A 25,410-nucleotide genomic window follows, 5' to 3' on the forward strand; every position below is an offset into this window, starting at 1 on the left:
CGAGTCACTGCGAATCGCCTCGCGCCCTCAGCTCACGCCGGGTCGGGAACTCCCGCTCCTCACCGGTGCGCCGGCCGTCCTCGCCCTGCGCGCCGGATTCGTCTGCGGTCCGGGGCGGATGCCCGGTGCCGCCCTGTGGAGTCGGCCTGCTTCCCACCGGGTCGGGGTTGCCCGCCTGCCCCTGCGGCGCACCGGACTGACGGTACTGGGCGGGTCGGTTGGGCTGGCCGAACTGACCTGGCTGGCCCTGGTGCGCGGGAGAGCCGTGACGGTCTCCCGGGTCACCCGGCTGCCGGCCCGGCTGACTGCCGACGGGCGCCTGCCCCTGCGGGGCGCCGTAAACCGGACCGGCAGGCCGCGCGCCCGCACTCTGCTGGGGACCGGGGAACTGCTGCGGAGCGCTGCCCGGGTAGGGTCGGCCACCGGGCTGACTGCCGAACGACTGCTGAGGCCCGGCCTGGCCGACACCGCGATTATCGGGGCCGGGGTTCGCATAGCCGACAGGCTGAGGCCCCGATCCGGGGTGCCCGACAGGCTGGGGTCCAGAGTTCGGCTGACCGATGTGCTGCGGGCCCGAGTTCGGCTGGCCGATGTGCTGGGAGCCCGAGTTCGGCTGCTGCGACCCGCCCTGCTGGTCGGGCCGCGGGCCGCGCACCGGTTTGAACTGCGAATGCTGACCCGAATCGGTCGGGAAGCCGGCACCGACGGACTCGCCGGTCGACCGGTCGATGAGCGTCCCGTCGACGCGTTCGAGGCGGCGTTTCGACGTCCGCCTCGGCGTGCCGAGGATCCGGCCCTTGAGTTCGTCCTCGCTCGGCTGTCGCGGTGGAAGGAACCCGGGGGCATGGCGCATATCCGGATTCTGCACGGGCTGCACGGGATGCGATCCCGCGGCTGCGCGCTCTCCGCCCTCGGCCATCGGCGGCGCACCGACGGGCGCGGCGTCGGCAAGGACGGGCAGGACCATGCGCACGGACGTGCCCACGCCCTCCTGGCTGAAGAGCTGCACGGAACCGCCGTGCCGGGCGACGATCGAGCGGACGAGCGAGAGACCCATGCCGGATCCGGCGACCGCACGCACCCGGGAGCCGCGGGAGAGCTCGTCCCACACCTGGTCCTGCTCGGAGATCGGGATGCCGCTGCCGGTGTCGGCGACCTCGACGACGACCCAGCGGTGGTTGTCGATGATCTGCTCGTTCGCCCGGAGTTCGACGACCTCGGCCTGCGAGGAGTACTTGAGAGCGTTGCCGAGAAGGTTGAGGATCGCCGTAAGGAGGAGGTCCTCCTCACCGGCGACGTCGGGCAGTCGCCACGGGGCCCGGGCGACGGTCGCGACGATCATCCGGTCCTCGGCCCCGGGCGCGGTCGAGGCATCCTCGACAGCCTGGTGGATGAGCCGGTCGAGGTCGACACGGGAGTACTCGATGATCCGGGTCTCGACGTCGGCGAGCTTGCGCAGATCGGCGAGGAGTCGGGCGACTCGGCGGGAGGAGAGGTCGACCTGCTTGGCCGCGGGTTCGACCTCGGCGATCGACCCGCCCTGCCTGGCGACCTCGCGGATCGTCGCTGCCGAGGTCCGCAGGGCCGTGAGCGGGTTCTTCAGCTCGTGGTCGAGGCGGATGAGCATGCGGTTGCGCTTGGCCATCGAATCCTCGGCCGCGGCCGTCTCGATCGATTCGCGCAGCTGCGCCTCACGCTTGCGCAGTCGCCGCCACCCGAAGAAGACGAGCGCGGCGATGCCTGTGAGGACGAGGAGGAGCAGGAGGAGGAACAGCCAGATCTGGACCTCGATGACCAGGAAGTTCGTCATACCCGTCGCATCCCCTCTTCACCGTGGACCTCTCCGACGAACCGATAGCCGCGTCCCTGCACCGTCGCGATCCACCGCGGCTCCGCGGCATCCTCGCCGAGCACCCGGCGCAGTTCGGCCACCCGCGAGTCGACGGCACGGGTGCCCACGGCCTCCTCGAATCCCCAGAGGACCTCGAGCAGGCGCGCCCGATCGATGAGCTCGTCCTGGTGGACCATGAGGTATTCGAGCAGGGTGAAGCCCTTCGGGGTGATGACGAGTTCGCGCTGGCCCAGCCACGCGCGCCTGCCCACGCGGTCGACGCGCAGACCGAAGCTCGAGACGAGCACGGGCGCCGTCGCGAGCGGCGGACCCTCGGTGCGGGTGCGCCGCAGCACCGCCCGGATCCGGGCGACGAGCTCATGCGGATCGAAGGGCTTGTTGAGGTAGTCGTCGGCGCCCTCCTCGAGCGCCATCGCCCGCTCCACCGCCTCACCGACCTGGGTGAGCAGGAGCACGGGCACCCAGTTCTCGTCCTGGCGCAGCTGCCGCAGCACCTGTCGCCCGTCGGCACCGGGCATGAGCACGTCGAGGACGCAGACATCGGGACTGTGCCGGCGGATCTCATCGAGGGCGAGGAGACCGTCACCGGCTGCGAGCACCCGGAACCCCGAGCGCTGGAGGAACGGGACCACTGCACCGAGGACATCGGGTTCGTCATCGGCCACGAGGACCAGTGGTTGGTGTTCACGCTGACTGTCAGCCGTCATTCTCGTCCGTTCCGAACTCGCGTCGCCGTTCTCTGGCGACCTCCCGCGCTTCTGCCCGATCCACTGCCTCGGCCAGCTCGTCTCGATACAGCATAGATCGACGCAGGTGCTTGGTGCGATATCCCGCACGGCCGACCATGTGCGTGGCAACGGGAATCGTCACGAGCTGGAAGGAGACGATGATCGCCAGTGTCGTCACCGTCGCCCACGTCGGGAAGTGGATGGCGATGGCGATCGCCACGAGGATGAGGCCGAGCACCTGGGGCTTCGCGCTCGCGTGCATGCGCGAGAGCAGATCGCCGAACCGGAGCAGACCGACGGCAGCGGCCAGGGAGAGCACGCCGCTGGCGAGGACGAGGACCGCGGAGATGATGTCAAGGACCATCGTGGCCCCCCTTCGGTCCGTCATCGGCGTCGTCGGGGCCGGGATCGGGCCCGGACCCCAGTCCCTCCTCGGCCGAACCGGGAGAGTTCGCGGCCGCGTCGGCGCCCATCTCGTTCTCGGCGAGCGGGACGACGGGTTCGTCGCGCACGGTGACCTCGACGGGGCCGTCGGGGACGTTTGAGATGCCGCGGGCGACATCGTCGGGCCAGGTCGACGAGTCGGCCTGCGGGGCCTCCTCGCGACCGACGTGCCAGTCGGAGGCGGAGAAGTCGCTCAGGGCCCCCACCTCGGCGCCGGGGGTCATCGAATCGGACTTCGAGACGTATCGGGACACGCTCACGGAGCCGACGAAGCCGAGCATCGCCAAGACGATGAGCACGGGCAGGAGGTCGGTGCGACCGGTCAGGGCCATGAAGCCGCCGAGGCCGCACATGAGCGAGGCGAGGATGACGTCGGTGGCGATCATGCGGTCGAGGATCGACGGTCCCCGGATGACGCGGTAGAGGGCGAGGAACACCGAGGCGGCGAAGAGGACCGCGGCGGCGACGACGATGATGTGGAGGATCGTCTCGGTCATCGCCGGCCTCCCCGGTCGTCGGTGGGCGTCGGGTGGTCGAGCGGATCCGGATCGACCTTGAGGGCTGCGAGGTCACGGGTCGAGCCCAGCGCCCGGATGAGCAGCTCCTCGATGTGGTAGACCTGGCGCTTCGCGGCGCGGATCTTCTCCTCGGTGTCGGCGTCGAGGACGTGGAGGTAGAGGCGACCGCGGGCCCGGTCGCTGTCGACGATGATCGAACCGGGGATGAGGCTCGCGGTGTCGGCGACGAGCGTCATCATCAGGTCCGACCGGGTCCGCAGATCGCACGCGATGACCGAGCCCGCGCCGACGGCCTTGGGCCGGAAGGAGAACCACGCGACTTCGATCGAGGCGATGACCATCGAGACGACGAACCAGCCGGCGAAGACGAGGGCATGGACGACGTTGAAGCGACCCGAGAGGACGACCGGGGGCAGGTAGAACACCCGCGTGACGAGGAAGGCGAGGATGATGCCGGTGACCACGCTGAGGACGGTGAGCGAGTCCCACAGCATCACCCAGAGGAGAACGAGGAAGAAGACGAGGACGAGCTGCTGGATGACCCGGCGGCCCTTGGGTGGGGACGTGCGCGGACTCATCAGCCCTCACCTCCGAGGACCTCGTTGACGTAGTTGATCGGGTTCTGCAGGTTCTCCGCCGCCCGCTCCGAGAGGTCCCACAGGGGTCCGGCGGCGATCGTGAGGATGAGGGAGACGACGACGATCGCCGAGGTGGCGGCGAACATCGGTCCCGGCACGCCGATGCGCGAGCGCCAGGTCCGTCCCTCCAGCAGGGTGCGCTTGCGTTCGGCGAACTCCTCGACGAGCTCCTCGTTGGGGTCCTCCGCGTCCGCGGGGTCGCGCCAGAACGCCAGGTTGAAGGTGCGGCCGATGACGTAGAGGGTGAGCAGGCTCGTGAGGGTGCCGGCGATGATGAGGACGGTGGCAAGCCAGCTGTGATCCTCGAACCCGGCCTCGAAGAGCGCGACCTTGCCGATGAAGCCGGAGAACGGCGGGATCCCGGAGAGGTTGAGAGCCGGGATGAAGAAGACGATCGTCAGCGCCGGCGAGAGCACCATGAGTCCGCCCAGCGACCGTGTCGACGTCGATCCGCCGCGCATCTCGACGAGGCCGATGGCGAGGAACAGCGCGGTCTGGACGATGATGTGGTGGACCGTGTAGTAGATGCCGGCCGCGAGCCCGAACGCCGTGCCGAGGGCGACGCCGAAGAGCATGTAGCCGATGTGGGAGACGAGCGTGAAGGAGACGATGCGCTTGATCTCCGACTGTGCGATCGCGCCGAGGATGCCGACGATCATCGTCAGGCCCGCCGCGACGAGCAGGGGCACCCGCAGGGACGAATCCGAGAAGAGCAGGGTCTCGGTGCGGATGATCGCGTAGATGCCGACCTTCGTCAGCAGGCCCGCGAACACAGCGGTGACCGGGGCGGGGGCCGTCGGATAGGAGTCGGGCAGCCAGAACGAGAGCGGGAAGATCGCGGCCTTGATGCCGAAGCCGATGAGGAGGAGGACGTGGAGGATCATCTGCACATCGGGCGGCAGCTGGTCGAGTCGCTCGGCCAGCTGGGCCATGTTCACCGTGCCCGTCGCGGCGTAGATGACGCCGATCGCGGTGAGGAAGATGACCGAGGACACGAGTGAGACGACGACGTAGGTGACTCCCGCGCGGATCCGCTCGGCCGTCGCTCCCAGGGTGAGGAGGACGTACGAGGCGAGGAGGAGCATCTCGAAGCCGACGTAGAGGTTGAAGAGGTCGCCGGCGAGGAACGCGTTCGCGACACCTGCGCAGAGGATGAGGTAGCTCGGGTTGAACACGGAGATCGGGGTCTCGTCCGAATAGTCGGAGGCGTCCTGGCTGAGCGCGTAGATGAGCACGGCCAGGGTGACGAGACAGGACACGACGAGCATGAGCGTCGAGAGCCGGTCGGCGACGAGGACGATGCCCGCCGGCGCCTCCCATCCGGCGATCGCGACGACCTGCGGACCCTCCTGGTCGACGCCGACGAGGAGGACGACGGCGATGACCATGACCGCTGAGAGCGTGAGCAGGGAGACGAGGTTCTGCGAACGCGAATGCTTCGACAGCACCAGGGCGAGGCCGGCGCCGATGAGCGGCAGCAGCACCGGCATCGGGATGAGGACGGCGAGGAGTTCGGTCATCGTCGCTCCCCCTTCCCGTCGTCGTCGCTGTCCTCGTCATCGGTGCCGTGCCCGTCGGTCTCCGCAGCGGGCCGGTCGGTCTCCGCGGCCTCGGCGTCCGCGGCTTCGGCCTCGGCTTCGCGTTGGGCGGGAGTCCCATCGTCGTCGAGGTCGACGGCCCCGCGGATCGGGCTCTCGGCCTCGTCGCCGAACTCCGTGTCGTCGTAGTCGGTGCTCGCCTCGGCTTCCGAGTCGATCATCTTCGTGATCGCGACCTGGAGGTCGGCGGCGTCGTCCTGGAGGGAGTCGGCGCGCACGAGACGCCACGACCGGTAGATCATCGCGAGCAGGAACGCGGTGACGGCGAAGGTGATGACGATGGCCGTGAGGACGAGCGCCTGCGGCAGCGGGTCCGACATGCCCTCCGTCGAGAGGTTCTTCCCGTCGGTCAGCGGCGGGCGGCCGCGACCAGCGGTGAGGACGATGAGGAGGTTGACGGCGTTGCCGAGCAGGATGAAGCCGAGGAGGACGCGGGTGAGCGAGCGCTCGAGCATGAGGTAGACGCCGCATGCGAAGAGGACGCCCATCGCGAGCACCATGATGAAGGGCAGACTCACAGCCGTCCCCCTTCCGCTCCGTTGTCGACCTCGAGGTGGTTGACGCGGTTGAGGATCTTCGACACGGCCTTGTGTTCGGCCTCCGCACCGAAGTTCTCCGCCAGCCCGAGCGAGGTGTTGAGCCGGTCGGTGAGGAGCAGTTCGTCGCGCTCCTGGTGGAGGTCCACCTCGGCGCCGAGTGAGCGGAGGATGTCGAGCATGAGGCCGACGACGATGAGGTAGACGCCGATGTCGAAGAACGTCGGGGTGCCGAACTTGAGCTCCCCGAGGAGCGGCAGGTTCGCTTCGACGAAGACGGACTTGAAGACGGTGTCGCCCCAGAACCATCCGCCGACCGCGGTGAGCACGGAGAGGATGAGTCCGGTGCCGAGCAGACCCGAGGGCGTGAACCGCGCCGCCTCGGCGAGTTCGAACTTGCCTCCCGCGAGGTAGCGGACGACGAGGGCGAGACCGGCGACGAGACCGCCGGCGAAACCGCCGCCGGGGGTGTTGTGCCCGGTGAAGAGGAGGTAGACGGAGAAGACGAGGACGGCATGGAAGATGAGGCGGGCGGTGACCTCGAGGATGATCGAGCGGTTGCGCGGGGCCAGCGTGCGTCCGGCGATGAGCCACGAGGCGCGCCGCGTCTCGAGGTCCTCGTGCTCGGTGCCGTCGATGACGCTGCCGGGGCGCGGCGCCACCTCGTCGGGCACGGGCTGGAAGCGGAGCCGGCCGCGCCGGTCCATGCCCTCGCGACCCGCGGAGAAGCGGCCGAGGTGGCCCTCGCGGCCGCGGACGAAGATGAGTCCGGCGACTCCGGTGCCGGCGGCGACGAGGACGGAGATCTCACCGAAGGTGTCCCAGACGCGGATGTCGACGAGGGTGACGTTGACGACGTTCTGGCCGTGCCCGATCTCGTAGGCGAGCTGTGCGAAGTCGACGGAGGCCGGTTCGGTCATCCGCACCCCTGCGGCGATGAGGACGACGATCATCATCGTCACGCCCACGGCTGCGCCGATGATCGCGCGCCATGCGGGGGTGAACCGGCCGGTGCTCTGACCGATCCGGGCGGGCAGGCGGCGGAGGACGAGGACGAAGACGACGATCGTGATAGTCTCGACGAGCACCTGGGTGAGCGCGAGGTCGGGGGCGCCCATGAACGCGAAGAACGCGACCATCGCGTAGCCGGAGATGCCGGTGACGACGACGGCGGTGAAGCGCTTCTTCGCTCGGGTGGCGGCGATCGCGACGACGATGAGGACGCCGGCGACGATGAAGTCGAGCGGAGTGTCGAAGAGCGTGAACCGGATCTGCCATGTGTCGTTGGAGATGACGGCGAGGCCGACCCCGGCGACGAGGACGAGGTAGATGACGCTCTGATAGAAGGGCAGCGATCCGCGCTGGGTGCGGGAGGTCACCCAGAGGGCGAGGATCTCCATGCCGCTGATGAGGCGCCGGTAGAGGTCGTGGAAGTCGAAGCCGGCCGGCAGGGTCGCCTGGACCCGGGCGAAGCGGTCGCGGAACACGAAGAGGAGGAGACCTGCGGCGATGGTGACCGCGGAGAGCCCGAGCGCGGGTTCGAAGCCGTGCCACATCGCCAGGTAGTACTCGCCGTCGGCCGGGTCGGTCGCCGGCAGGGAGGCACTCCAGGCTTCGACGTAGGTGTCGACGATCATCGCGAAGGGGCCGAGGGCGAGCGTGAGGATCGTGAGGATGATCGGAGACACGACGAGCGTGACGTTCTCCTCCCGGCGGGCGATGTCGTCGACGCCGGGCTTCGTCCCGAACGCGCCCCAGACGAACCGGGCCGAGTAGGCGACGGTGAGCACTGAGCCGATCATGATCCCGACGAGGGCGATGATCGAGGTCTTCGTGCCGGCGTCGAGCAGGGTCGAGTACACCGCCTCCTTCGCGACGAAGCCGAAGGTCGGGGGCAGACCCGCCATCGATGCCGCCGAGATCGTCGCACACACGGCGACGACGGGGAAGGCGCGCCAGCCGCCGGAGAGCTTCGTGAGGTCACGGGTGCCGGCTCGGTGGTCGATGATGCCCACACAGAGGAAGAGGCAGGCCTTGAAGAGCGCGTGGGAGACGAGGAGGGCGAGCGCGGCCTTGGTGATGTCCGGCGTGCCGAACGAGGAGACCACCGTGAGGAAGCCGAGCTGGGAGACGGTGCCGAAGGCGAGGAGGAGCTTGAGGTCGGTCTGGCGCAGGGCCTGCCACGCGCCGATGAACATCGTCAGCAGGCCCGCGGTGAGGAGGATCTCCGTCCAGCCGGGAAGCGTGTGGAAGCCGGGTGCGAGCCGGAGGACGAGGTAGATGCCGGCTTTGACCATCGCCGCGGCATGGAGGTAGGCGCTCACCGGGGTCGGAGCGGCCATGGCACCGGGCAGCCAGAAGTGGAACGGCAGCAGGGCCGACTTCGAGATCGCTCCGACGAGGAGGAGGACGACGGCGGTGACGACGAGGGGTCCGGTGTCGAGGCCGAGTTCGGCGCGCTCGACGAGGACGGAGATGCGTCCGGTGCCGGTGGTGACGATGAGGAGGACCATCCCGACGAACATCGCCAGACCGCCGGCGGTGGTGACGATGAGCGCCTGCAGCGCCGCCTGCCGGGAGCGGCGGCGGGACTGGCTGTGGCCGATGAGGAGGTACGAGAAGATCGTCGTGCCCTCCCAGAAGACGAAGAGCATGAGGAGCTCGTCGGCGACGACGAGTCCGTACATCATCCCCGCGAACGCCATGAAGACGGCGGCGAAGCGGGCGAGGCCGGGTTCGTCGGCGGGGAAGTAGCGCGAGCAGTAGACGAGGACGAGCGTGCCGACCCCGGTGACGATGAGGCTCATGATCCACGAGAGGACGTCGAGGCGGAAGACGCCCTCGAGGTCGAGCGCGGGCAACCAGTCGAGCGTCTCGGTGAGCGGGGCTCCCCCGGGCCCGAAGATCGCCGAGGCGGTCGTCAGGGTGTAGACGAGGCCGGCGAGCGGGACGAGGGCCAGCAGCAGGAAGGCGTTGCGGCCGAGCAGTCGGACGAGCGGGTAGGCAATGACAGCAGCCCCGAAAAAGGCTCCTGTCATGGCTATCACCGGCGGACACCTCCGTCATTTTCCGTTGTGTGGCGATCGAGACCTGCTCAACAGTATTTTCGCATGGAAAGTGGTCGTTCTCCCAATCAACGGACCAGCGCGGAGCACCCGCGACGGACCGTCACACGACGATGCCGCCTGCCGTGCCCGATCAGGCCCGCAGCTGCGCCGATGTGACAAGGAACCCGTTCTCATCGAGGCCGATGCCGTCGCTCCGGGAGAGCAGCTCGGCGCCGATCCGATCGACGAGGGCGGCCACCTCGGCGCGCATCTGCCGGAAGCGGCGATCATGGCCGGGGCGGTAGCGGACCTCTTCCGCGTCCATCCAGTGGACGTGGTACTCGATCTGCGGCAGCTCGGTGCTCGCCCGCACAATCGGGGGCACCCATTCGGCCTCGGTCACGCGGATCTCGATCGCCCCGGCCGCCTCGTCGATCTCGCCGAGCGGGATGAGGAGGGAGTAGCCGTCGAGGACGACGGGTGCGGAGGAGTCGAAGAGAGGATCGTCGAGCGAGGTCTGCGCGAGGACCGCGGCATCGGGGGTCGGCAGCTCCTGCTGGAAGGCATGCGGGGCATGGGTGCGCACGAGCGAGAGGGCGACATCGGGGTCGAGCCAGTACGGGGAGTAGAGGTAGAGATCGACCTTCGCCTCGGGGTCGGGCACGAGCACGCGGGTGCCCATCCCGTCCTCGTCGGCGAGGCGGATGGCCAGATGCAGGCGCGAGGCGATGGAGATGAGGAGGCTGAGCGCGCGCTCCTCCTCACGGTCGGGAAGGCCCGCGGGAAACGCCTCATGGAGTCCGTCCGCGTCCTCGAACCATTCCGGCGGCGGCGCGGGCTCCCGGTCGCGCGGAGTGTCGAGGACGACGGCGCGACGGGACCACTCGGGGATCTCGAGCGCGGCGACCGTCGCCTCGTCGAGGTCGACCCCGGCACTGAGCCGCGAATGGCGGGAGAGGCGGACCTGATCGTTCTCGTTCAGGCGCGGCGTCACGTCGGGGAGCCTGTTGTGGACGAGGGCGAGGACGTCGGAGACCTCGATCTCGGCGTCGAGGAGGAGGAGGTGGCGTCCGCGCAGGTCCGCGGCGAGTCCCTCGACGGCGGGGGCACCGCCGCCGGACTGCTCCCGCTGCCTCCTCAGCTCCCGCCGGGTGATCACATGACCCTCCGGAAGAAGTTCGCATGCGACCGTGAGGCCGTGGGGCCGCGCTGACCCTGATACCGGCTGCCTGTGGCCTCGGAGCCGTAGGGAACCTCGGCGGCGGAGCTGAGCCGGAAGAAGCAGAGCTGGCCGATCTTCATCCCCGGCCACAGCGTGATCGGCAGCGTGGCGACGTTCGAGAGCTCGAGGGTGACATGACCGGTGAATCCCGGGTCGATGAACCCTGCCGTCGAATGCGTGAGCAGACCGAGGCGGCCGAGCGAGGACTTCCCCTCGAGCCTGGCCGCGACGTCGTCGGGCAGGATGACGAGCTCATGGGTCGAGGCGAGGACGAACTCCCCGGGGTGGAGGACGAAGGGCTCTTCCGGGTCGACCTCGACGAAGCGGGTGAGCTCGGGCTGTTCGAGCGAGGGATCGATGACCGCGTACTTGTGGTTGTCGAAGAGCCGGAAGTAGCGGTCGAGGCAGACGTCGACGCTCGCAGGCTGGATGAGCGAGAGGTCACAGGGGTCCAGCGCGATGCGACCGGATTCGAGTTCGGCGCGGATGTCGCGGTCGGAAAGGAGAGTCACACCCCTGATGGTAGTCGGATCGGACCCCGGCGCGCAGTCACGACGGGGGCAGCGAGGCGGGGAACCACCTCGGCGATGCAGGAGTCGGGTGCGACACGCCGTTACTTTGTCACGAATTGATAACGATCCTGCGATAAATCCTTGAATTGCCTCCGTGTGTCTCGCCATGCGCCTGAGTGAATGCTTTAGAGTGGGGTGCTGTACGAACCCGCGCACGATGGTGCCTTCCTCTTCTCAGCCAGGGAATGCCGGGAGTTCCATCGCCTTTTGTGGGTTGACATCAACCGAAAGGCATTACTGTGAAGACCTCGCGTCTTGTGCTTGCCCCCGCAGTAGCCGTTGCACTGACCGGTCTCGCCGGCGCTCCCGCGTTCGCGTCGACCGCGTCTCCTACGGTGCCCCAGGGCCCGCTCTGCGCCTATGACGGCGCCGGGTCCCAGAGCGACTCCACCGTCCCCGACAGCGACACCCCGCAGGCCACTGTGTCCGCGGCGCAGGTCAGTCGGGAAGAGATCGTGGACAAGAAGGAGGGCATCGGGTTCTCCGGCACCGGATTCACCGCCGATGAGAAGGCGACCGTGACGGTCGTCGGCACCGACGGCACGAAGTACACCCCGGAGACGAAGCTCACCGTCGACGAGAACGGGAAGGTCAACGGGACCTACTTCTTCTCGACCACCGAAGGCGCTCAGGTGCCGCTCGGGACGTACACGCTCTACCTCACCGACCTCAAGTCCGAGAAGGACTCCTCGAAGGTGACCTTCGAGGTCGTCGCGAAGGACTCGGACAAGGACGATTCGGGCGCCGGCAACACCTGCGAGCGTCCGACCGCCCCGGCTCCCACGGACACCGCCTCGCCGGACCCGTCCGAGACCGGAACTCCGACGGAGACCGCGAAGCCGACCGAGACGGCGAAGCCCACCCCGTCGGAGACGAAGACGGAGTCCCCGTCGACGACCGCGCCGGCTCCGACCGAGACGGCGAAGCCGACGGAGACCGCGAAGCCCTCGCCGAAGCCCACCCCGTCTGAGACGAAGACGGAGACCCCGACGCAGACGCCGAGCAAGACTGCGGATCCGACGCCGTCAGAGACCGGTCAGCCCTCGCCGACGCAGACGGGCCCCGCTCCCACCGACACGCCGTCCGAGACCGGAGAGCCGTCCAAGACGGCTGAGCCGTCGGAGACCGGCACGCCCTCGGAGAAGTCGACGGACTCGACCGACGAGGGGGCGAAGGACGACAAGCAGCCGGCCGCGGCACCGCAGGCCCTCATCATCGACCCCACGGAGATCACCTCCGAGGACTTCCTCAACAAGGGCGTCACGCTCGGCGTCACCGGCGCTCAGCCCGGTGAGAAGATCACGATCGTCGTCGAGCATGCCCAGGGCAAGGTCGACCGCTACACGATGTCGAAGGAGGCCGACTCCGAGGGCAAGGCGACCTTCGGCGTCCAGGCCAAGGTCAAGGCCGTGCTCGGCACGTACAACGTCCGCGTCCAGGCCGAGAGCTTCGACAAGCCGCAGGGCGGAAGCTTCACCGTCGTCACCAACGGCACCGATGTGTCCGAGAACGGCAGCGGCTCCGGCAGCGGCAGCGGAAACGGCTCTGGCAGCGGTTCCGGCAGCGGCGCCTCGAACGACCTGCCCCGCACCGGTGCCGAGATGACCGGACTCGCGCTCGGCGCGGGACTCCTCGTCGTCGGCGCGGCAGCCGTCGTCATCACCCGTCGACGCGCCGACGCGGCCGCCGACGATCCTGCGGAGTTCTGACGATCCGTTGAGCCGCGAACTGTCCCTGGCGGGGCTGCACCTCGGAGGGCGCCCGATCGACCTCGGTCGTCTCCGAGCGGGGACGGTTCTCGGACTCATGGGCAGCCCGGACAGCACCACTGAGGTGGTGCTGTCCGCGGCCGCCCAGCCCGGTGTCGCACCACCCCCACAGCTCCCGACCGGATTCCGGTCGGGACGTCTGCGTGTGCGCAGGTGGGTGACGTCGTATCTGCGCGCCGCCGATGCCGATCCCGGGGAGGCGGCATCAGCGGCGGCGCTGAGCGAATTCGGACTCGAGACCTCGGTGCTGCGGACCCGCATCGGCGACCTCGATGCCGCGACCCGCGCCAAGCTCGTCCTCGCCCTCGCCTGGTCGACCGACCGCGAATGGCTGACCTTCATCGACCCCTTCGCCGAGGTGCCCGGCCACATCCGCACCGGTCTGCGCGCCCGCCTCGCCGACCTCGCCGCCGCGCAGGGACGCGGAATCGTGCTCTCCTCGACGACGCTGACGGACTTCATCATCGCCGAGGCGGGCGTCGCGAACATCGAGAAGGGCGAACTCGTCGCCCTCGGTCCGCTCGCGACCGTCGTCTCCGAACCGCGCGGCTCCCTGCCCGCCGAACTCACCGGAGTGAACATCTGGTCGGGCCTCGCCCGCAAGGGGTGGCTGTCGATCGGCCACTCGGCCGTCCGCGCCCGGACCGAGCTCGACGGCAAGGTCTTCGTCACCCTGCCGTGGCGGGCAGCCCTCGTCTCACTCGACGAACACGACCCTGCCTTCACCTCGGCGGCGGTCTTCGAAGCGATCGTCGTCGGACTTCGGGACCGCGGGTCGGCGATCCAGGCGAAGCTCTCTCCCGTCGATACGGAGATGGGGCTCGCCCTCGATGTCGACCTCGCCGATCTCACCGATCTCGAGGGCACGGATGACACGGCCTACGGGGTCCTCCACCCCGGCCTCGGCGAGTCCCTCACCGAACTGCGCGCCAACGTCAGGGTGGGCACCCACGTCTTCGTCGACGTCGACACCTCACAGCTGCGGGCCTACTCCGTCGAATGAGGCGGACCGGACCCGCATCCGCGAGATGAGCAGACCCGCTCCTGCGCGATGAAGGGGGCCGGGCCCGGTACGTGACGGCGGCAGGCTCGCTGTCCACTAAACTGGATTCGACATCCCCACCCGGAGACAGCGGAGCCGCCCGCCGACCGGGACATCCCCCGAGCCGATGAGGAGAGGCCATGCGAACGTCGCGCACCCTTCTCATCTCCGCCCTCGTCGTCATCGTGCTCACCGTCGCCTCGGTGCCTCTGCTCAACGTCACCGTCTACACCCCGGCGCGCACCGTCGAGGCGTACATGTCAGCGATCGAGCAGGGCAACGCCGAGCGCGCCTTCTCCTACCTCTCCTCCCCCACTCCCGGCTCGACGCTGGCGCTGAGCCAGGACGTGCTCTCCGCGGCCCCCGACCTGCCCCGGGAAGCCTCCGCTGAGACCGTCTCGACCGACGGCGACCGGGCGAAGGTCCGCCTCTCCTACGTCCTCTCCTCACAGACCCACAGTGTCGACCTCGACCTCGTCCGGCTGCCGGCCGCCGCGGGGCTCTTCGACCGCTGGGCGATCGAGCAGAAGGCCTGGCCGACCCTCGACCTCGACGTCTCCGGGTCCTCGACGGCGACGGTCAATGGATTCAGCGTCTCCGCCGGGGAGGTTCCGGTGCTGTTCCCGGCGACCTACCTCGTCGGCTTCGACGCGACCTTCCTCAAGTCGAAGTCCGAGCGCGCCGAGGTCACCGCCCCCGGGGACTCGCCGAAGATCTCCCTGGCACCGCAGCCGACCGCCAAGCTCGAGCAGGCCGTCGCCGAGCAGGTCGACGAGCACCTGCGCAACTGTGTCAAGGCGAAGACCCTCATGCCCTCGGGGTGCGTATTCGGCTACGAGACCGACAACGAGATCCTCGGGGATGTCGAATGGTCGATCGTGCGTGAGCCCAAGGTCAGTCTCACTTCCTCGGGCGGCGACCTCGAGCTCACCCCTGCCACCGCCGAGGTGCGGATCAAGGGCCGCTATCGTGACATCGTCACCGCCGACGAACGGGACCTCGACGAGACGCTCTCGTTCGTCCTCGGCGGATCCGTCGTCGTCCGCTCCTCGCAGGTGCGCGTCGAACCGCGTCGCCTCGGCGAAGTCTCGATCATGTGAGCAGCCCGGTGCGGGCCGAGTGGCCCTGCCCAGCCGTTTGTGGGTGTGCCCACCCGTTTGTGGTCGACAAACCGAGGGAAATCGAGCGATCGGGCCCATTTTCCACCGGTTTTCGACCGCAACCGGCGGTGGCGGAGCGAGGAAGGGCGCCGGACGCCGGGTCTCAAGCGCCGCGACAGTGCGCGACCTTGCGACGCTTCCCACCCGTTTGTGGTCGAGAACCCGAGGAAAATCGAGCGATCGGGCCCATTTTCCACCGGTTTTCGACCGCAACTAGCGGTGGCGGTGCCAGGACGGCGGTCTCCGGCGCAGTGCGAGCACCGAACCGCCGGCTCAGGGCCGCGGGAGCACTGGCCGGGTCTCAGGCGCCGCGGAGATCGAGGTCGAGCGCTGAGGGACCCGCCTCGGTGAGTTCGATCGGAATGCCCCAGTCCTGCTGGTAGAGGTGACAGGCGGCGTGGAGCGGGATCTCTCCTCCCGGTTCGCCGTCGCACGCGGCGGCGCGCGCGGTGACGTGGAGGACTCCCGAGGTCGCCTCGGGGTCGATGACGATGTCGCGGCTCAGCCCCTCGGCCCCGCCGCCACCGGAGACGATGAGTTCGGGCGGAGTCGAGGACACCTGCAGGTAGGTCGGGTCACCCCACCGATCGTCGAGCTTCTGACCTGCGGGAACGGTGAAGCTCACGCTGATGGACACAGGTCCGGCGGCGAGCTCCGTCGACGGGCGGTGGCTCGTCTGCGCACCCTCGTCGACGCGTTGGGCGTCCTTCGGCAGGGTCACCCGGGTGAGCGAATGGTTCGCCGATTCGACGACGAGGAGTTCGGCGATGCCGCTGCCCGCTCCCGTCCCGCCGGCCGTGTCTCCGCCCGCAGCACCCGCTTCGACGACGAGGATGTCCGAGGGTTCGCGCAGTCCGCGGGCGAGCGTCGAGACCTCGTTCGTCGTGAAGTCGTACCGGCGGATCGCACCGTTGTACGTGTCGGCGATCGCGAGCGACCCGTCGGGCAGGGTGCGCACTCCGAGCGGGTGCTGGAGCCTCGCATCGGCGGCGGGCCCGTCGCGGAAGCCGAAGTCGAACAGGCCCGTGCCCACGAGGGTCGTCGTCTCGCCCGAAGCCGGGTCGAGGCGGCGGATCGCCGAGGTCTCGGAGTCGGCGACGATGACGCTGCCGTCGGGGTGGAGGTCGAGGCCAGAGGACTGTGCGAACCACGCGGACTCCGCGTCGCCGTTGACGAGCCCTTCGTTCATCGTGCCGGACAGCAGGCGGATGTCGCCGGTGACGGGGTCGAACGACCAGATCGTGTGGTTGCCGGCCATCGCCACGACCACCTCGCCGGTGGCGGGGACGAAGAGGACGTCCCACGGGGAGGAGAGCTTGACGTCGAGGGCGGGGCCCGCATAGCGGCCGAGCGCGCCGTGGGTGCCGCGGACGTTGTCGATGGCCCCGACCATGTGCTGCTCGCCGGTGCCGGCGATCGTTCTCACGGTCTCCGTCTCGAGGTCGATGCCGCGCAGGACGTGGTTGACGGTGTCGGCGACGATGAGCTGGTAGCCGGCACGGGCGGCGATGTCCTCGGGGAGGACGGTGATGCCGCCGGGTTCGCTGAACTGTGCGGTGGCGAAGTCGCCGTCGGTGAGTCCCCGCTCCCCCGTGCCGATGCGTCGGAGCACGGTCTGTCCGTCGGCAGAGTACTCGACGAGGCTGTGGTGGCCGGAGTCGGCGACGAGGAGGCTGCCCGAGGGCAGGACCGTCACCTTGCCGGGGTAGAAGAGTTCGGTCTCCGGTGCCGGCGGGGGAACGTAGGGGCCGTCTCCGGAATGGAGGGTGCCCTTCGCCGAGTGTTCAGCGATGAGGCCTTCGATGATCTCCCCGAGGCCGGCGCCGTGGCCTTCCCCGGACAGGGTCGCGACGAGGTAGCCCTCGGGGTCGATGACGGCGAGCGTCGGCCATGCCCGGGCCGTGTACGCCTGCCACGTGACGAGGTCGGGGTCGTCGAGGACGAGGTGTTCGACCTGGTAGCGCTCAACGGCCTGGTCGACGGCCTCGACGGTGCGTTCGAACTCGAACTTCGGCGAGTGGACGCCGATGATGACGAGTTCGCCTGCGTACTTCTCCTCGAGCGGCCGCAGCTCGTCGAGGACGTGGAGGCAGTTGATGCAGCAGAACGTCCAGAAGTCGAGGAGGACGACCTTGCCGCGGAGGTCGGCGAGGGTGAGCTCCGTGCCGCCGGAGTTCATCCACCGGCGGCCGATGAGCTCGGGGGCGCGGACCTTGGGTTCGCGCGTGCGGGTCGGGGCGGTCGCCTCGGCGGTGGTGTCGTCTGCGGCGGCGGCCGCGGAACTCTGCGGACTGGCGTTCATCTCTCCATCGTCCCAGATCCGCAGGCGTGGCGGCAGGGCGGCTGTCATCGGGGGACACATGCTCACGGGGCGGGGCGGGCGCCGAAGACGCTCGAACCGATGCGCACCATCGTCGCCCCCTCGGCGATCGCGAGCTCGAAGTCGTTGCTCATCCCCATCGACAGCTCGGAGGCTTCGGCGGGAAGGGCGCCCGTCGCGATGAGCCGGTCGCGGAGCTCGCGGAGGTCTGAGTAGCTCGGGCGGATCTCCTCGGGCGTCTGGCCGGGCAGGCCGATGGTCATCAGGCCACGCAGGCGCAGGCGATCGAGGTCGCGCACTGCTGCCACGAGCGCCTCGGCGTCCTCGGGTGCGACCCCGGACTTCGAGTCCTCGCGGGACGTGTTGACCTGGACGAAGACGTCGACGGTGGAGTCGAGGACGCCGAGGCGGTTGTCGATCTTCTCCGCGAGCGCGAGGCTGTCGACGGACTCGATGCACTGGGCGTGGCGCAGCGAGTGGTTGACCTTGTTCTTCTGCAGGGGCCCGATGAGGTGCGATTCGTGCGGAAGGTCGGCGAGGTCGTCGGCCTTCCCGACGAGCTCCTGCACCTTGTTCTCGCCGATGAGTGAGAAGCCGTGCTCGATCGCCACCCGGATCCGCTCGGCCGGCTGCGTCTTCGTCGCAAGCAGGATCCGCACCGCGTCCGCGGACCGTCCGCTCGCCTCGGCGGCGGCTGCCGTGCGTTCGGCCACCTCGTCGAGGCGGGTGCGGATCGCGGCGGACTCTTCTGCGGTGAGGGGCTCGGTCGAACTCATGCTCCCAGTCTCGCATGCGCCGCTGCCGGACCGGATCTCTGCGCTCCTCGGGAGAGGCATCTGCGCCCGCTCACCGGAGAGCGGGCGCAGCATGGCCCCGGTCAGTGGGCGCAGAATCGTCGGATCACGGCGCCGGTCGCTCAGGGCTTTGTCGGCAGGCCCTGCGCCTCGGGGTCGATGTTCTTGATGATCGCCGTCGTGTCGAGTCCCTCGAGGCCGTCGTCGACGAGCTTCTGCAGCTGCGCGTAGACGAGGGTGGCCGCGGGCAGGTCGACGCCCTGGGTCTCGGCACCGGCGAGCGCGAGCCCGACGTCCTTGTGCATGAGAGCCGTGGCGAAGCCGGGCTTGAAGTCGTTGTTCGACGCCGAGGTCTCGGTCACCCCGGGCACCGGATACCAGGTGCGCAGGGGCCACGAGTCGCCGGAGGAGACCTTCGCGATGTCGTAGAACGCCTTAGGGTCGAGACCGAAGCGCTGCGCGAGCACCGCGCCTTCGACGACGCCTTCGAGGCTGATCGCGAGCATCATGTTGTTGACGATCTTCGCGGCCTGACCCGCGGCGTCGCCGCCGGCGTGGAAGATGTTGCCGGCCATCGGCTCGATGAAGGGCTTCGCCTCGGCGACGTCCGCATCGGACCCGCCGAGCATGAAGGTGAGCGTGCCGGCCTGTGCACCGGTGACACCGCCGGAGACGGGACCGTCGACGAAGCGGAAGCCGGCGGCCTTCGCCTCGGCGTGCAGGGCCCGGGCGGAGTCGAAGTCGATCGTCGAGGAGTCGACGAGGAGGGTCGCGGGGTCGGCGGTGGCGAGGACACCGTCGGGGGTGAGGTAGACGGCGCGGGCATGCTCGCCCTTGGGCAGCATCGTGAAGACGATATCGGCACCGGCGACCGCCTCGGCGATCGAACCCACCGGGGTGACACCATCCTCCGCCGCCGCGGTCACGGCCTCCGGGACCACGTCGAAGCCCTTGACCGTGCGGCCGGCCTTGACCAGGTTCGCCGTCATCGGTCGGCCCATGTTCCCCAGGCCGATCCATCCAATCGTCGCCATCGCATGCCTCCTCGCATCGAAATCTCGTGTGTTCCCCTTCACATTACGCCAGCCCTGCCCGTGCCGGCCGCCGGCGACGATCACCTCTTCCGCACCGGTTGTGTGCGTGCACGCAGATAGACTGGGCGGACTATGGCCGCTCATGCACCCCAGCAGATCTCGCCGGAGGATCTCCTCACCCTCCTCGCCGTGGCGCGTCTGGGGAAGTTCACGGCCGCCGCGCACAGTCTCGGACTCAATCACACGACCGTGTCGCGGCGCATCGCTGCCTTGGAGAAGGCCTACGGTCAGCGCGTTCTCGTCGCCTCCCCGGACGGATGGGAGCTGAGCACCGCGGGTCGGCAGCTGCTGCCGATCGCCGAGGACATCGAGGCGGCGCTCGGGAGGATCGACGCACGCGAGTCCTCGGCGCTCTCGGGCACGATCCGCATCGCCTGCCCGCAGGCCTTCGCTCTCGAGTACGCGGTGCCGGCGCTGACGGAGCTGCAGATCGGCCATCCGGGCCTGCAGATCGAGCTCATCACCGCGACCCAGCGGGCCCGCCAATACCGCTCCGGCGTCGACATCGAGGTCGTCGTCGGTCGACCCGACGCCCCGCGCAGCGTCGCCAAGCGCATCCGCGACTACCGGCTCCAGCTCTATGCGTCGCAGGAGTACCTGCGCACGCACCCGGTTCCGGTCACGCTCGACGACCTCGCCGAGCACAGGATCGTCTACTACATCGAGAACGCACTCCAGGTCGACGACCTCGACGACGCCTCGAGCGAGATCCCGGCCGGCAGGGGCTTCTTCCGCTCGACCTCGGTCCACGCCCACGTCCTCGCCACAGCGAACGGGGTGGGCATCGGCATCCTGCCCGACTTCCTCGCCCGGGACAGCAGCCGCCTGGTCCAGGTGCTGCCCGAGCTCTTCTCCAAGCGCGTGTCCTATTGGGCCTCGGTTCGGCACGAGTCCCTGCGCAATGCCGCCGTCCGCAGCATCCTCGAGGTGCTCTGACCCGCGCGGCGCTCTCCCCGCTATCCCTGCTCAGGCGGCGGTCCAGCCTCCGTCGATGCTGTGCGCGGTGCCCGTGACGACCGCGGCGGCGTCGGAGGCGAGGAAGAGCGCGAGCGCGGCGATGTCCTCGGGCTCCGCGAGGCGGGGCACGGCCGAGTGGCCGAGGAAGACCTTCTCGAGCACCTCGTCCTCACTGATCCCGTTCGTCACCGCCTGATCCGCGATCTGCCCCTTGACCAGGGGCGTGAGCACATAGCCCGGGTTGATCGCATTGCACGTCACCCCGCGCGGACCGGCCTCGAGCGCCGTCGTCTTCGTCAGACCCATGAGTCCGTGCTTGGCCGCGACGTACGCGGACTTGTTCGCCGAGGCGCGCAGCCCGTGGACCGAGGAGACGTTGATGACCCTCCCCCAGCCCCTCTCGTACATCCCCGGCAGCGCAGCCTTCGTGAGCACGAACGGCGCCTCGAGCATGATCGTCATGATCAGCCGCCATTCCTCCAGCGGGAACTCCGGGATCGGGTGGATCCGTTGGATCCCGGCATTGTTGACGAGGATGTCGACCTCGAGGTCGATGCCGTCGAGCGCCGAGGTGTCGGCGAGGTTGACGGCCCACGCCTCCCCGCCGATCGCCTCGGCGACTGCCCCCGCCGCCTCCGCGTCGACGTCGGCGACGACGACGGTCGCACCCGCCTCGGCGAAGGACTCGCACATCGCCTTGCCCAGGCCCGAGGCCCCGCCGGTGACGAGGGCCCTCCTGCCGGTGAGATCAACTGCCATTTCCCGTCCCTTCTCTGCTGTGCCTGTCCACGGACGCCGCACCACCGCGGCGGATGAGCCACGGCGATGCGGCGACGACCCGATCAGTGCGTGACGACCCCGCGGCGCACCTTGTCGGCGTGGTCGAGGGAGTGGAGGTCGATGCCCTTCGTCTCGCGGGTGAAGATGAGCGCGACGAGCGAGATGAGAGCGGCCACGGCGAGGTAGATCGCGATCGGCACCGAGGAGCCGAACTCGTCGAGCAGCGCGGTCGCGATGATCGGCGCGAACGATCCGGCGACGATCGCCGTGACCTGGTATCCCGTGGACACACCCGAGTTGCGCATCCGGGTCGGGAACATCTCCGCCATGATCGCCGGCTGCCCCGCGTACATGAAGCCGTGGAAGACGAGTCCGAGGAGGAGGGCGAGGAAGATCAGTCCGGGGTTGCCCGTGTCGTACATCGGGAAGGCGAAGAAGCCCCACGAGGCGGTGAGGATGATGCCGATCGCGTAGGGCGGCTTGCGTCCGATCCGGTCCCCGAGGGCACCGATCATCGGCACGAGCAGCGCATGGATGGCGTGCGCGCCGAGCAGGAGGCCGAGGATCTCGCTCGCCTCGATGCCGACGGCGACCGCGAGGTAGGTGATCGAGAAGGTGACGACGAGGTAGTAGTGGATGTTCTCGACCAGCCGCAGACCCATGGCGGTGAAGACCTCACGCGGGTAGCGCTTGAAGACGGCCTTGACGCCGTAGTCGACGCCCTCCTCGATCTCCTCGGCCTGGATCTTCTCGAAGATCGGGGCGTCGGAGACTCGGGTGCGGATGTAGTAGCCGATGAGGACGATGACCGCCGAGAGCCAGAACGCGATCCTCCAGCCCCACGAGAGGAACGCCTCCTCGGACAGGGTGGCAGTGAGGACGAAGAGGACGCCGGTGGCGAGCAGGTTGCCCAGCGGCACGCCCGACTGCGGCCACGAGGACCAGAAACCGCGTTCCTTGTCCGGGGAGTGCTCGGCGACGAGGAGCACCGCGCCGCCCCATTCGCCGCCGACGGCGAAGCCCTGGACGATGCGGAGGAGGACGAGGAGGATCGGAGCGAGGTAGCCGATCTGACCGAACGTCGGCAGGCAGCCCATGAGGAACGTCGCCGCCCCGACGAGGATGATGGAGAGCTGGAGGAGCTTCTTGCGTCCGAACTTGTCACCGTAGTGGCCGAAGACGATGCCGCCGATGGGGCGGGCGATGAAGCCGACAGCGTAGGTCGCGAAACCGAGGAGGATCGGCGTCAGCGGGTTGTCCGACGGCGGGAACAGGATGTGGTTGAACACCAGCGTCGCCGCTGACCCGTAGAGGAAGAACTCGTACCATTCGACGACGGTGCCCGCCATCGAGGCGGCGACGACCTTGCGCAGCTGCGTTCGGATCGTCTTCCTCTCGGCATTGCTCTGTGCACTCATGACTCTCCTTGATTTCCACGATCCGCTTCATCGTTGACAGGTCGGATCGTTCCGCTGGGGCAGCGTAGGCGGCGATCCCGCGATGTCAGGGGACTCGGCGATGAGGCCCCTCCCGCGGCTGAACGCGCCCACATCCACCCGATTGGTGAATGGTGCTCAAGAAACAGTGTGCGCCATCACATCGGCGAATGGGATACGTGAGGGCGGGAATTCGGGAATTCGACGTGCACATTCCCGCACATCAGGTGTGCGTGAGACGGGTTCGCCGAGGCGGTCGGGTGGGTCAGCCTCGGCGGGGACCGGGGTCAGCCTCGGCGGGGACCGGAGTCAGCCTCGGCGGGGACCGGCGTTCGCGTCGCGTTCGGCGATCTGCGTGAGCATGTCGTTGTAGGCGCGCAGCTCGGCGTCGCCGGTGCGGGCCTCCCGGCGGTCGACCCGCTTGGCCTCCCGGTCGGACGACTTCGACCACTGGAAGGCGACCATGATCGCAAGGAACAGCGTCGGGATCTCGCCGATGCCCCAGGCGATCGCGCCGCCCCGCTGCTGGTCCTCGATCGCGGAGTATCCCCAGTCGGTGCCCATGTTGCCGAACCAGTCGCCTTCGATGAGCACCTCGGAGCTGAGCAGGGAGATGCCGAAGAAGGCGTGGAAGGCCATCGTGATGAGGAGCATGAGCAGGCGCAGCGGGTAGGGGAACCGCTTGACGCCGGGGTCGATGCCGATGAGGGCCTGGGTGAAGAGGTAGCCGGCGGCGAGGAAGTGGACGATCATGAGCTCGTGGCCGAGATGCCACTCGAGGGCGTACTTCATCAGCCCCGCGTAGTAGAAGACGACGAGGGAACCGGCGAAGTTGACCGAGGCGACGACCGGATTGGCGAAGAAGCGCATGTAGGGGGTGTGGACGAGCCAGAGCACCCATTCGCGGATGCCGCGGGAGCCATCGGTGCGCGCGGTCGTCGCCCGCATGAGCAGGGTGATCGGGGCGCCGAGGACCATCGGGATGGGCACGACCATGACGAGGAGCATGTGCTGGATCATGTGCGCCGAGAACGACACCTCGCCGTAGACCTGGACGCCGCCCGAAGTGACGTAGACGAGGCCGATCATTCCGAGCACCCAGCTGACGAGGCGGAAGACCGACCAGGTGTCGCCTCGGCGACGGAGCTGGAGGTACCCGGCGACGTAGGCGATCGTCAGCCCCACGGCGACGACGACCCACAGCGGGTCGACCGACCACTCGGAGAAGAAGCGGGCGAAGTTCGGTGCGGGGGGCAGAGGCTCTCCGGTGAGGATCTCCGAGGGCGTCGGGTTGCCCACCGGCTCCTGCGGGACGGGCGGTTGGGAGCGGGAGAGGGCGACGGCCAGGCCCATCGTCGCTCCGAAGATGACGAACTCGACGAGGATGAGGCGCCAGAACTCGCCCGTCACGGAGGCGACCTTGCCGAGCCGGGCGATGACGAACCGGCGGTGCCAGAAGCCGACGAGCCCGAGGAGGATCGTCGCGAAGGTCTTCGCGATGATGACCTGGCCGTATGGGGTCATGAGATCCGCGAGGTCCTCGACGCGCAGCATCGAGTTGACGACGCCGGAGAAGGCGACGACGACGAACGCGAAGAGCGCGATCGACGAGTAGCGGGCGATGAACGTCCCCAGCTCGGGCGACTTGGCGAGGCGGGAGCCGAGCAGGGCGATGACGAAGAGACCGCCGAGCCACAGGGCGACGCCGAAGAGGTGGAGTCCGATGCTGTTGACGGCCTGCGTGTGGCCCGACGCCTGGGCGGAGTGGCCCATGAGGGCGAGGGGGATCATCACGCCGAGCGAGAGGACGCCGGCGAAGGCGAGGCCGAGGTAGGACCGGGAGCCGAAGCACAGCGTCGAGGCGACGGCGATGAGGACGACGATGAGGGCCCAGTACTGGCCGAAGGCGATCTGGGTGAGGAAGACGCCGAGCTGGTTCGAGAAGTTGAGGTAGGCCTGCGCACCGACGGTGGAGACGAAGGTGAAGAGGAGGACGGCGACAGCGGAGATCGTCCACGCCACAGAGGCGACCTCGGCGACTTTGAGAGACTTCTCCCAGAGCGCGTCGAGCGGCGGCTGCTCGTCCTGCTGCGCCTTCCTGCCCCGGATCCGCCCCTGCGTGCGGGGCAGGATGAGGAGCGCGAAGAGGAGTGCGCCGACGGTGAGGCTCATCGCGAGGTTGAAGACGAACTTCGCGGCCGGCAGTCCGAAGCGGACGACGGCTCCCGGGTCGTTGATGACGGTCGGCTCGGCGGCTCCCGTGTAGAGCATCGCGACGAGTCCGACGGCTGCGCCGAGGAGTGCGACGAGCGGGATCGCTGCGCGAGCGGTGAATCGGATGATCGGCTCGTTGTCGTGAGAGGTCACAGAGGTCCGCCTGCCGATTCGTGCATGGAACAAGGATATCGTCCCGGGGTCTGCGGCGGCGAACTCACGACCGCCGAGGTGGTGCAGATCTCCTGAGGATCACCCCGCTGTGCGGGGCGGACACGATTCCGGTCAGCCGCCTCGGCGTGGGAATCGCCCGGGGAAAGCAGATGGCCCGGACCGATCGGTCCGGGCCATCCTGCGCTTGAGCGCGAAGGTCACTTCGGGGTGCCAGCGGCAGCCTTGAGCTTCGAACCAGCGGACAGCTTCACGGAGTAGCCGGCCTTGATCTCGATCTCTTCACCGGTCTGCGGGTTGCGACCCTTGCGAGCGGCACGCTCGGTGCGCTCGACGGAGAGCCAGCCGGGGATGGTGAGCTTCTCGCCCTTGCCGACGACGTCGGAGAAGACATCGAAGACACCATCGAGAACATCCGAGACCTGCTTCTGGGTCAGGCCGGACTTCTCGGCAACTTCTGCAACGAGCTCACTGCGGTTCTTAGCCATAAAAGTGTCCTCCTTAGGACAAGTCGGTCA

The 25,410-nt window shown here is 68.7% G+C and carries 21 protein-coding genes; 4 read left to right on the plus strand and 17 right to left on the minus strand.

Going from position 1 to position 25,410, the window contains the following annotated elements; translation table 11 throughout:
- Positions 1–4 precede the first annotated feature (4 nt).
- The 10 genes from AC0VYB_RS16925 to dcd all read right to left on the minus strand — a co-directional run bounded on the left by AC0VYB_RS16925 (position 5) and on the right by dcd (position 11,095).
- On the minus strand, positions 5–1,810 hold the full coding sequence (locus AC0VYB_RS16925; RefSeq protein ID WP_063249547.1) for an ATP-binding protein: 1,806 nt from the start codon (positions 1,808–1,810) through the stop codon (positions 5–7).
- Positions 1,807–2,559, minus strand: coding sequence for a response regulator transcription factor (locus AC0VYB_RS16930; protein WP_009376546.1), 753 nt, complete (start codon positions 2,557–2,559; stop codon positions 1,807–1,809). Before AC0VYB_RS16930 ends, AC0VYB_RS16925 begins: the two co-directional genes overlap by 4 nt.
- Positions 2,549–2,944, minus strand: coding sequence for a monovalent cation/H(+) antiporter subunit G (gene mnhG, locus AC0VYB_RS16935; RefSeq protein WP_009376548.1), 396 nt, complete (start codon positions 2,942–2,944; stop codon positions 2,549–2,551). Before mnhG ends, AC0VYB_RS16930 begins: the two co-directional genes overlap by 11 nt.
- Positions 2,934–3,521, minus strand: coding sequence for an MrpF/PhaF family protein (locus AC0VYB_RS16940; RefSeq protein WP_063249546.1), 588 nt, complete (start codon positions 3,519–3,521; stop codon positions 2,934–2,936). Before AC0VYB_RS16940 ends, mnhG begins: the two co-directional genes overlap by 11 nt.
- Positions 3,518–4,120: a Na+/H+ antiporter subunit E gene (locus AC0VYB_RS16945; protein ID WP_009376552.1), complete on the minus strand. Its 603-nt coding sequence runs from the start codon at positions 4,118–4,120 to the stop codon at positions 3,518–3,520. The genes AC0VYB_RS16940 and AC0VYB_RS16945 overlap by 4 nt, the downstream gene beginning before the upstream one ends.
- The gene (locus AC0VYB_RS16950; RefSeq protein WP_063249545.1) at positions 4,120–5,700 is read right to left on the minus strand and encodes a Na+/H+ antiporter subunit D; all 1,581 of its coding nucleotides are present in this window, start codon (positions 5,698–5,700) and stop codon (positions 4,120–4,122) included. The genes AC0VYB_RS16945 and AC0VYB_RS16950 overlap by 1 nt, the downstream gene beginning before the upstream one ends.
- Positions 5,697–6,296, minus strand: coding sequence for a Na(+)/H(+) antiporter subunit C (locus AC0VYB_RS16955; RefSeq protein ID WP_009376556.1), 600 nt, complete (start codon positions 6,294–6,296; stop codon positions 5,697–5,699). Before AC0VYB_RS16955 ends, AC0VYB_RS16950 begins: the two co-directional genes overlap by 4 nt.
- Positions 6,293–9,352, minus strand: coding sequence for a Na+/H+ antiporter subunit A (locus AC0VYB_RS16960; protein ID WP_063249543.1), 3,060 nt, complete (start codon positions 9,350–9,352; stop codon positions 6,293–6,295). Before AC0VYB_RS16960 ends, AC0VYB_RS16955 begins: the two co-directional genes overlap by 4 nt.
- Before the next feature lie 160 nt (positions 9,353–9,512).
- Positions 9,513–10,520: a hypothetical protein gene (locus AC0VYB_RS16965; protein WP_063249542.1), complete on the minus strand. Its 1,008-nt coding sequence runs from the start codon at positions 10,518–10,520 to the stop codon at positions 9,513–9,515.
- Positions 10,517–11,095: a dCTP deaminase gene (gene dcd / locus AC0VYB_RS16970; protein ID WP_063249541.1), complete on the minus strand. Its 579-nt coding sequence runs from the start codon at positions 11,093–11,095 to the stop codon at positions 10,517–10,519. The genes AC0VYB_RS16965 and dcd overlap by 4 nt, the downstream gene beginning before the upstream one ends.
- Before the next feature lie 299 nt (positions 11,096–11,394).
- Between dcd and AC0VYB_RS16975 the strand changes: the two genes are divergently transcribed.
- The 3 genes from AC0VYB_RS16975 to AC0VYB_RS16985 all read left to right on the plus strand — a co-directional run bounded on the left by AC0VYB_RS16975 (position 11,395) and on the right by AC0VYB_RS16985 (position 15,066).
- Positions 11,395–12,864, plus strand: coding sequence for an LPXTG cell wall anchor domain-containing protein (locus AC0VYB_RS16975; protein ID WP_131248268.1), 1,470 nt, complete (start codon positions 11,395–11,397; stop codon positions 12,862–12,864).
- Between the two features lie 7 nt (positions 12,865–12,871).
- Complete coding sequence (locus tag AC0VYB_RS16980) at positions 12,872–13,927, plus strand: hypothetical protein (RefSeq protein ID WP_063249538.1); 1,056 nt, start codon at positions 12,872–12,874, stop codon at positions 13,925–13,927.
- A 179-nt stretch (positions 13,928–14,106) separates the two neighbouring features.
- Positions 14,107–15,066 carry a hypothetical protein gene (locus AC0VYB_RS16985; RefSeq protein ID WP_063249537.1) on the plus strand — a complete coding sequence of 320 codons (960 nt, stop codon included), beginning with the start codon at positions 14,107–14,109 and terminating at the stop codon, positions 15,064–15,066.
- Between the two features lie 361 nt (positions 15,067–15,427).
- On the opposite strand, the gene AC0VYB_RS16990 is transcribed toward AC0VYB_RS16985, so the two are convergent.
- The 3 genes from AC0VYB_RS16990 to mmsB all read right to left on the minus strand — a co-directional run bounded on the left by AC0VYB_RS16990 (position 15,428) and on the right by mmsB (position 19,274).
- Positions 15,428–17,428 (minus strand): NHL domain-containing thioredoxin family protein, encoded by a 2,001-nt coding sequence (locus tag AC0VYB_RS16990; RefSeq protein WP_313419507.1) that lies wholly within the window; start codon positions 17,426–17,428, stop codon positions 15,428–15,430.
- Positions 17,429–17,490: 62 nt separating this feature from the next.
- Positions 17,491–18,222 carry a YggS family pyridoxal phosphate-dependent enzyme gene (locus AC0VYB_RS16995; protein ID WP_131248265.1) on the minus strand — a complete coding sequence of 244 codons (732 nt, stop codon included), beginning with the start codon at positions 18,220–18,222 and terminating at the stop codon, positions 17,491–17,493.
- Between the two features lie 140 nt (positions 18,223–18,362).
- Positions 18,363–19,274, minus strand: a complete 912-nt coding sequence (mmsB, locus tag AC0VYB_RS17000; protein WP_095375336.1) for a 3-hydroxyisobutyrate dehydrogenase — start codon at positions 19,272–19,274, stop codon at positions 18,363–18,365.
- A gap of 132 nt (positions 19,275–19,406) precedes the next feature.
- Between mmsB and AC0VYB_RS17005 the strand changes: the two genes are divergently transcribed.
- A complete protein-coding gene (locus tag AC0VYB_RS17005; protein WP_095375335.1) occupies positions 19,407–20,270 on the plus strand; it encodes a LysR family transcriptional regulator in 864 nt (287 codons plus the stop codon).
- Positions 20,271–20,300: 30 nt separating this feature from the next.
- Here AC0VYB_RS17005 and AC0VYB_RS17010 read toward each other — a convergent pair whose 3' ends face one another.
- From AC0VYB_RS17010 to AC0VYB_RS17025, 4 genes are all read right to left on the minus strand, one after another.
- Positions 20,301–21,050: a 3-hydroxybutyrate dehydrogenase gene (locus AC0VYB_RS17010; RefSeq protein WP_009376584.1), complete on the minus strand. Its 750-nt coding sequence runs from the start codon at positions 21,048–21,050 to the stop codon at positions 20,301–20,303.
- An 83-nt stretch (positions 21,051–21,133) separates the two neighbouring features.
- Complete coding sequence (locus tag AC0VYB_RS17015) at positions 21,134–22,489, minus strand: MFS transporter (RefSeq protein ID WP_009376586.1); 1,356 nt, start codon at positions 22,487–22,489, stop codon at positions 21,134–21,136.
- A 327-nt stretch (positions 22,490–22,816) separates the two neighbouring features.
- Positions 22,817–24,874 (minus strand): bifunctional copper resistance protein CopD/cytochrome c oxidase assembly protein, encoded by a 2,058-nt coding sequence (locus AC0VYB_RS17020; RefSeq protein WP_063249533.1) that lies wholly within the window; start codon positions 24,872–24,874, stop codon positions 22,817–22,819.
- Positions 24,875–25,092: 218 nt separating this feature from the next.
- A complete protein-coding gene (locus AC0VYB_RS17025; protein WP_009376591.1) occupies positions 25,093–25,380 on the minus strand; it encodes an HU family DNA-binding protein in 288 nt (95 codons plus the stop codon).
- Between the last annotated feature and the right edge of the window lie 30 nt (positions 25,381–25,410).

It is taken from the genome of Brevibacterium sp. Z349TD_9 (assembly GCF_056173565.1).

Bases quoted from the DNA above. Each gene is read 5' to 3' on its own strand.
- AC0VYB_RS16985 (WP_063249537.1), top strand. From the start codon at position 14,107: ATGCGAACGTCGCGCACCCTTCTCATCTCCGCCCTCGTCGTCATCGTG.
- AC0VYB_RS16950 (WP_063249545.1), bottom strand. From the start codon at position 5,700: ATGACCGAACTCCTCGCCGTCCTCATCCCGATGCCGGTGCTGCTGCCG.
- mnhG (WP_009376548.1), bottom strand. From the start codon at position 2,944: ATGGTCCTTGACATCATCTCCGCGGTCCTCGTCCTCGCCAGCGGCGTG.
- AC0VYB_RS16990 (WP_313419507.1), bottom strand. From the start codon at position 17,428: ATGAACGCCAGTCCGCAGAGTTCCGCGGCCGCCGCCGCAGACGACACC.
- AC0VYB_RS16960 (WP_063249543.1), bottom strand. From the start codon at position 9,352: ATGACAGGAGCCTTTTTCGGGGCTGCTGTCATTGCCTACCCGCTCGTC.
- AC0VYB_RS17010 (WP_009376584.1), bottom strand. From the start codon at position 21,050: ATGGCAGTTGATCTCACCGGCAGGAGGGCCCTCGTCACCGGCGGGGCC.
- mmsB (WP_095375336.1), bottom strand. From the start codon at position 19,274: ATGGCGACGATTGGATGGATCGGCCTGGGGAACATGGGCCGACCGATG.
- AC0VYB_RS17015 (WP_009376586.1), bottom strand. From the start codon at position 22,489: ATGAGTGCACAGAGCAATGCCGAGAGGAAGACGATCCGAACGCAGCTG.
- AC0VYB_RS17005 (WP_095375335.1), top strand. From the start codon at position 19,407: ATGGCCGCTCATGCACCCCAGCAGATCTCGCCGGAGGATCTCCTCACC.
- AC0VYB_RS16995 (WP_131248265.1), bottom strand. From the start codon at position 18,222: ATGAGTTCGACCGAGCCCCTCACCGCAGAAGAGTCCGCCGCGATCCGC.
- AC0VYB_RS17025 (WP_009376591.1), bottom strand. From the start codon at position 25,380: ATGGCTAAGAACCGCAGTGAGCTCGTTGCAGAAGTTGCCGAGAAGTCC.
- AC0VYB_RS16925 (WP_063249547.1), bottom strand. From the start codon at position 1,810: ATGACGAACTTCCTGGTCATCGAGGTCCAGATCTGGCTGTTCCTCCTC.
- AC0VYB_RS16945 (WP_009376552.1), bottom strand. From the start codon at position 4,120: ATGAGTCCGCGCACGTCCCCACCCAAGGGCCGCCGGGTCATCCAGCAG.
- AC0VYB_RS16930 (WP_009376546.1), bottom strand. From the start codon at position 2,559: ATGACGGCTGACAGTCAGCGTGAACACCAACCACTGGTCCTCGTGGCC.
- AC0VYB_RS16940 (WP_063249546.1), bottom strand. From the start codon at position 3,521: ATGACCGAGACGATCCTCCACATCATCGTCGTCGCCGCCGCGGTCCTC.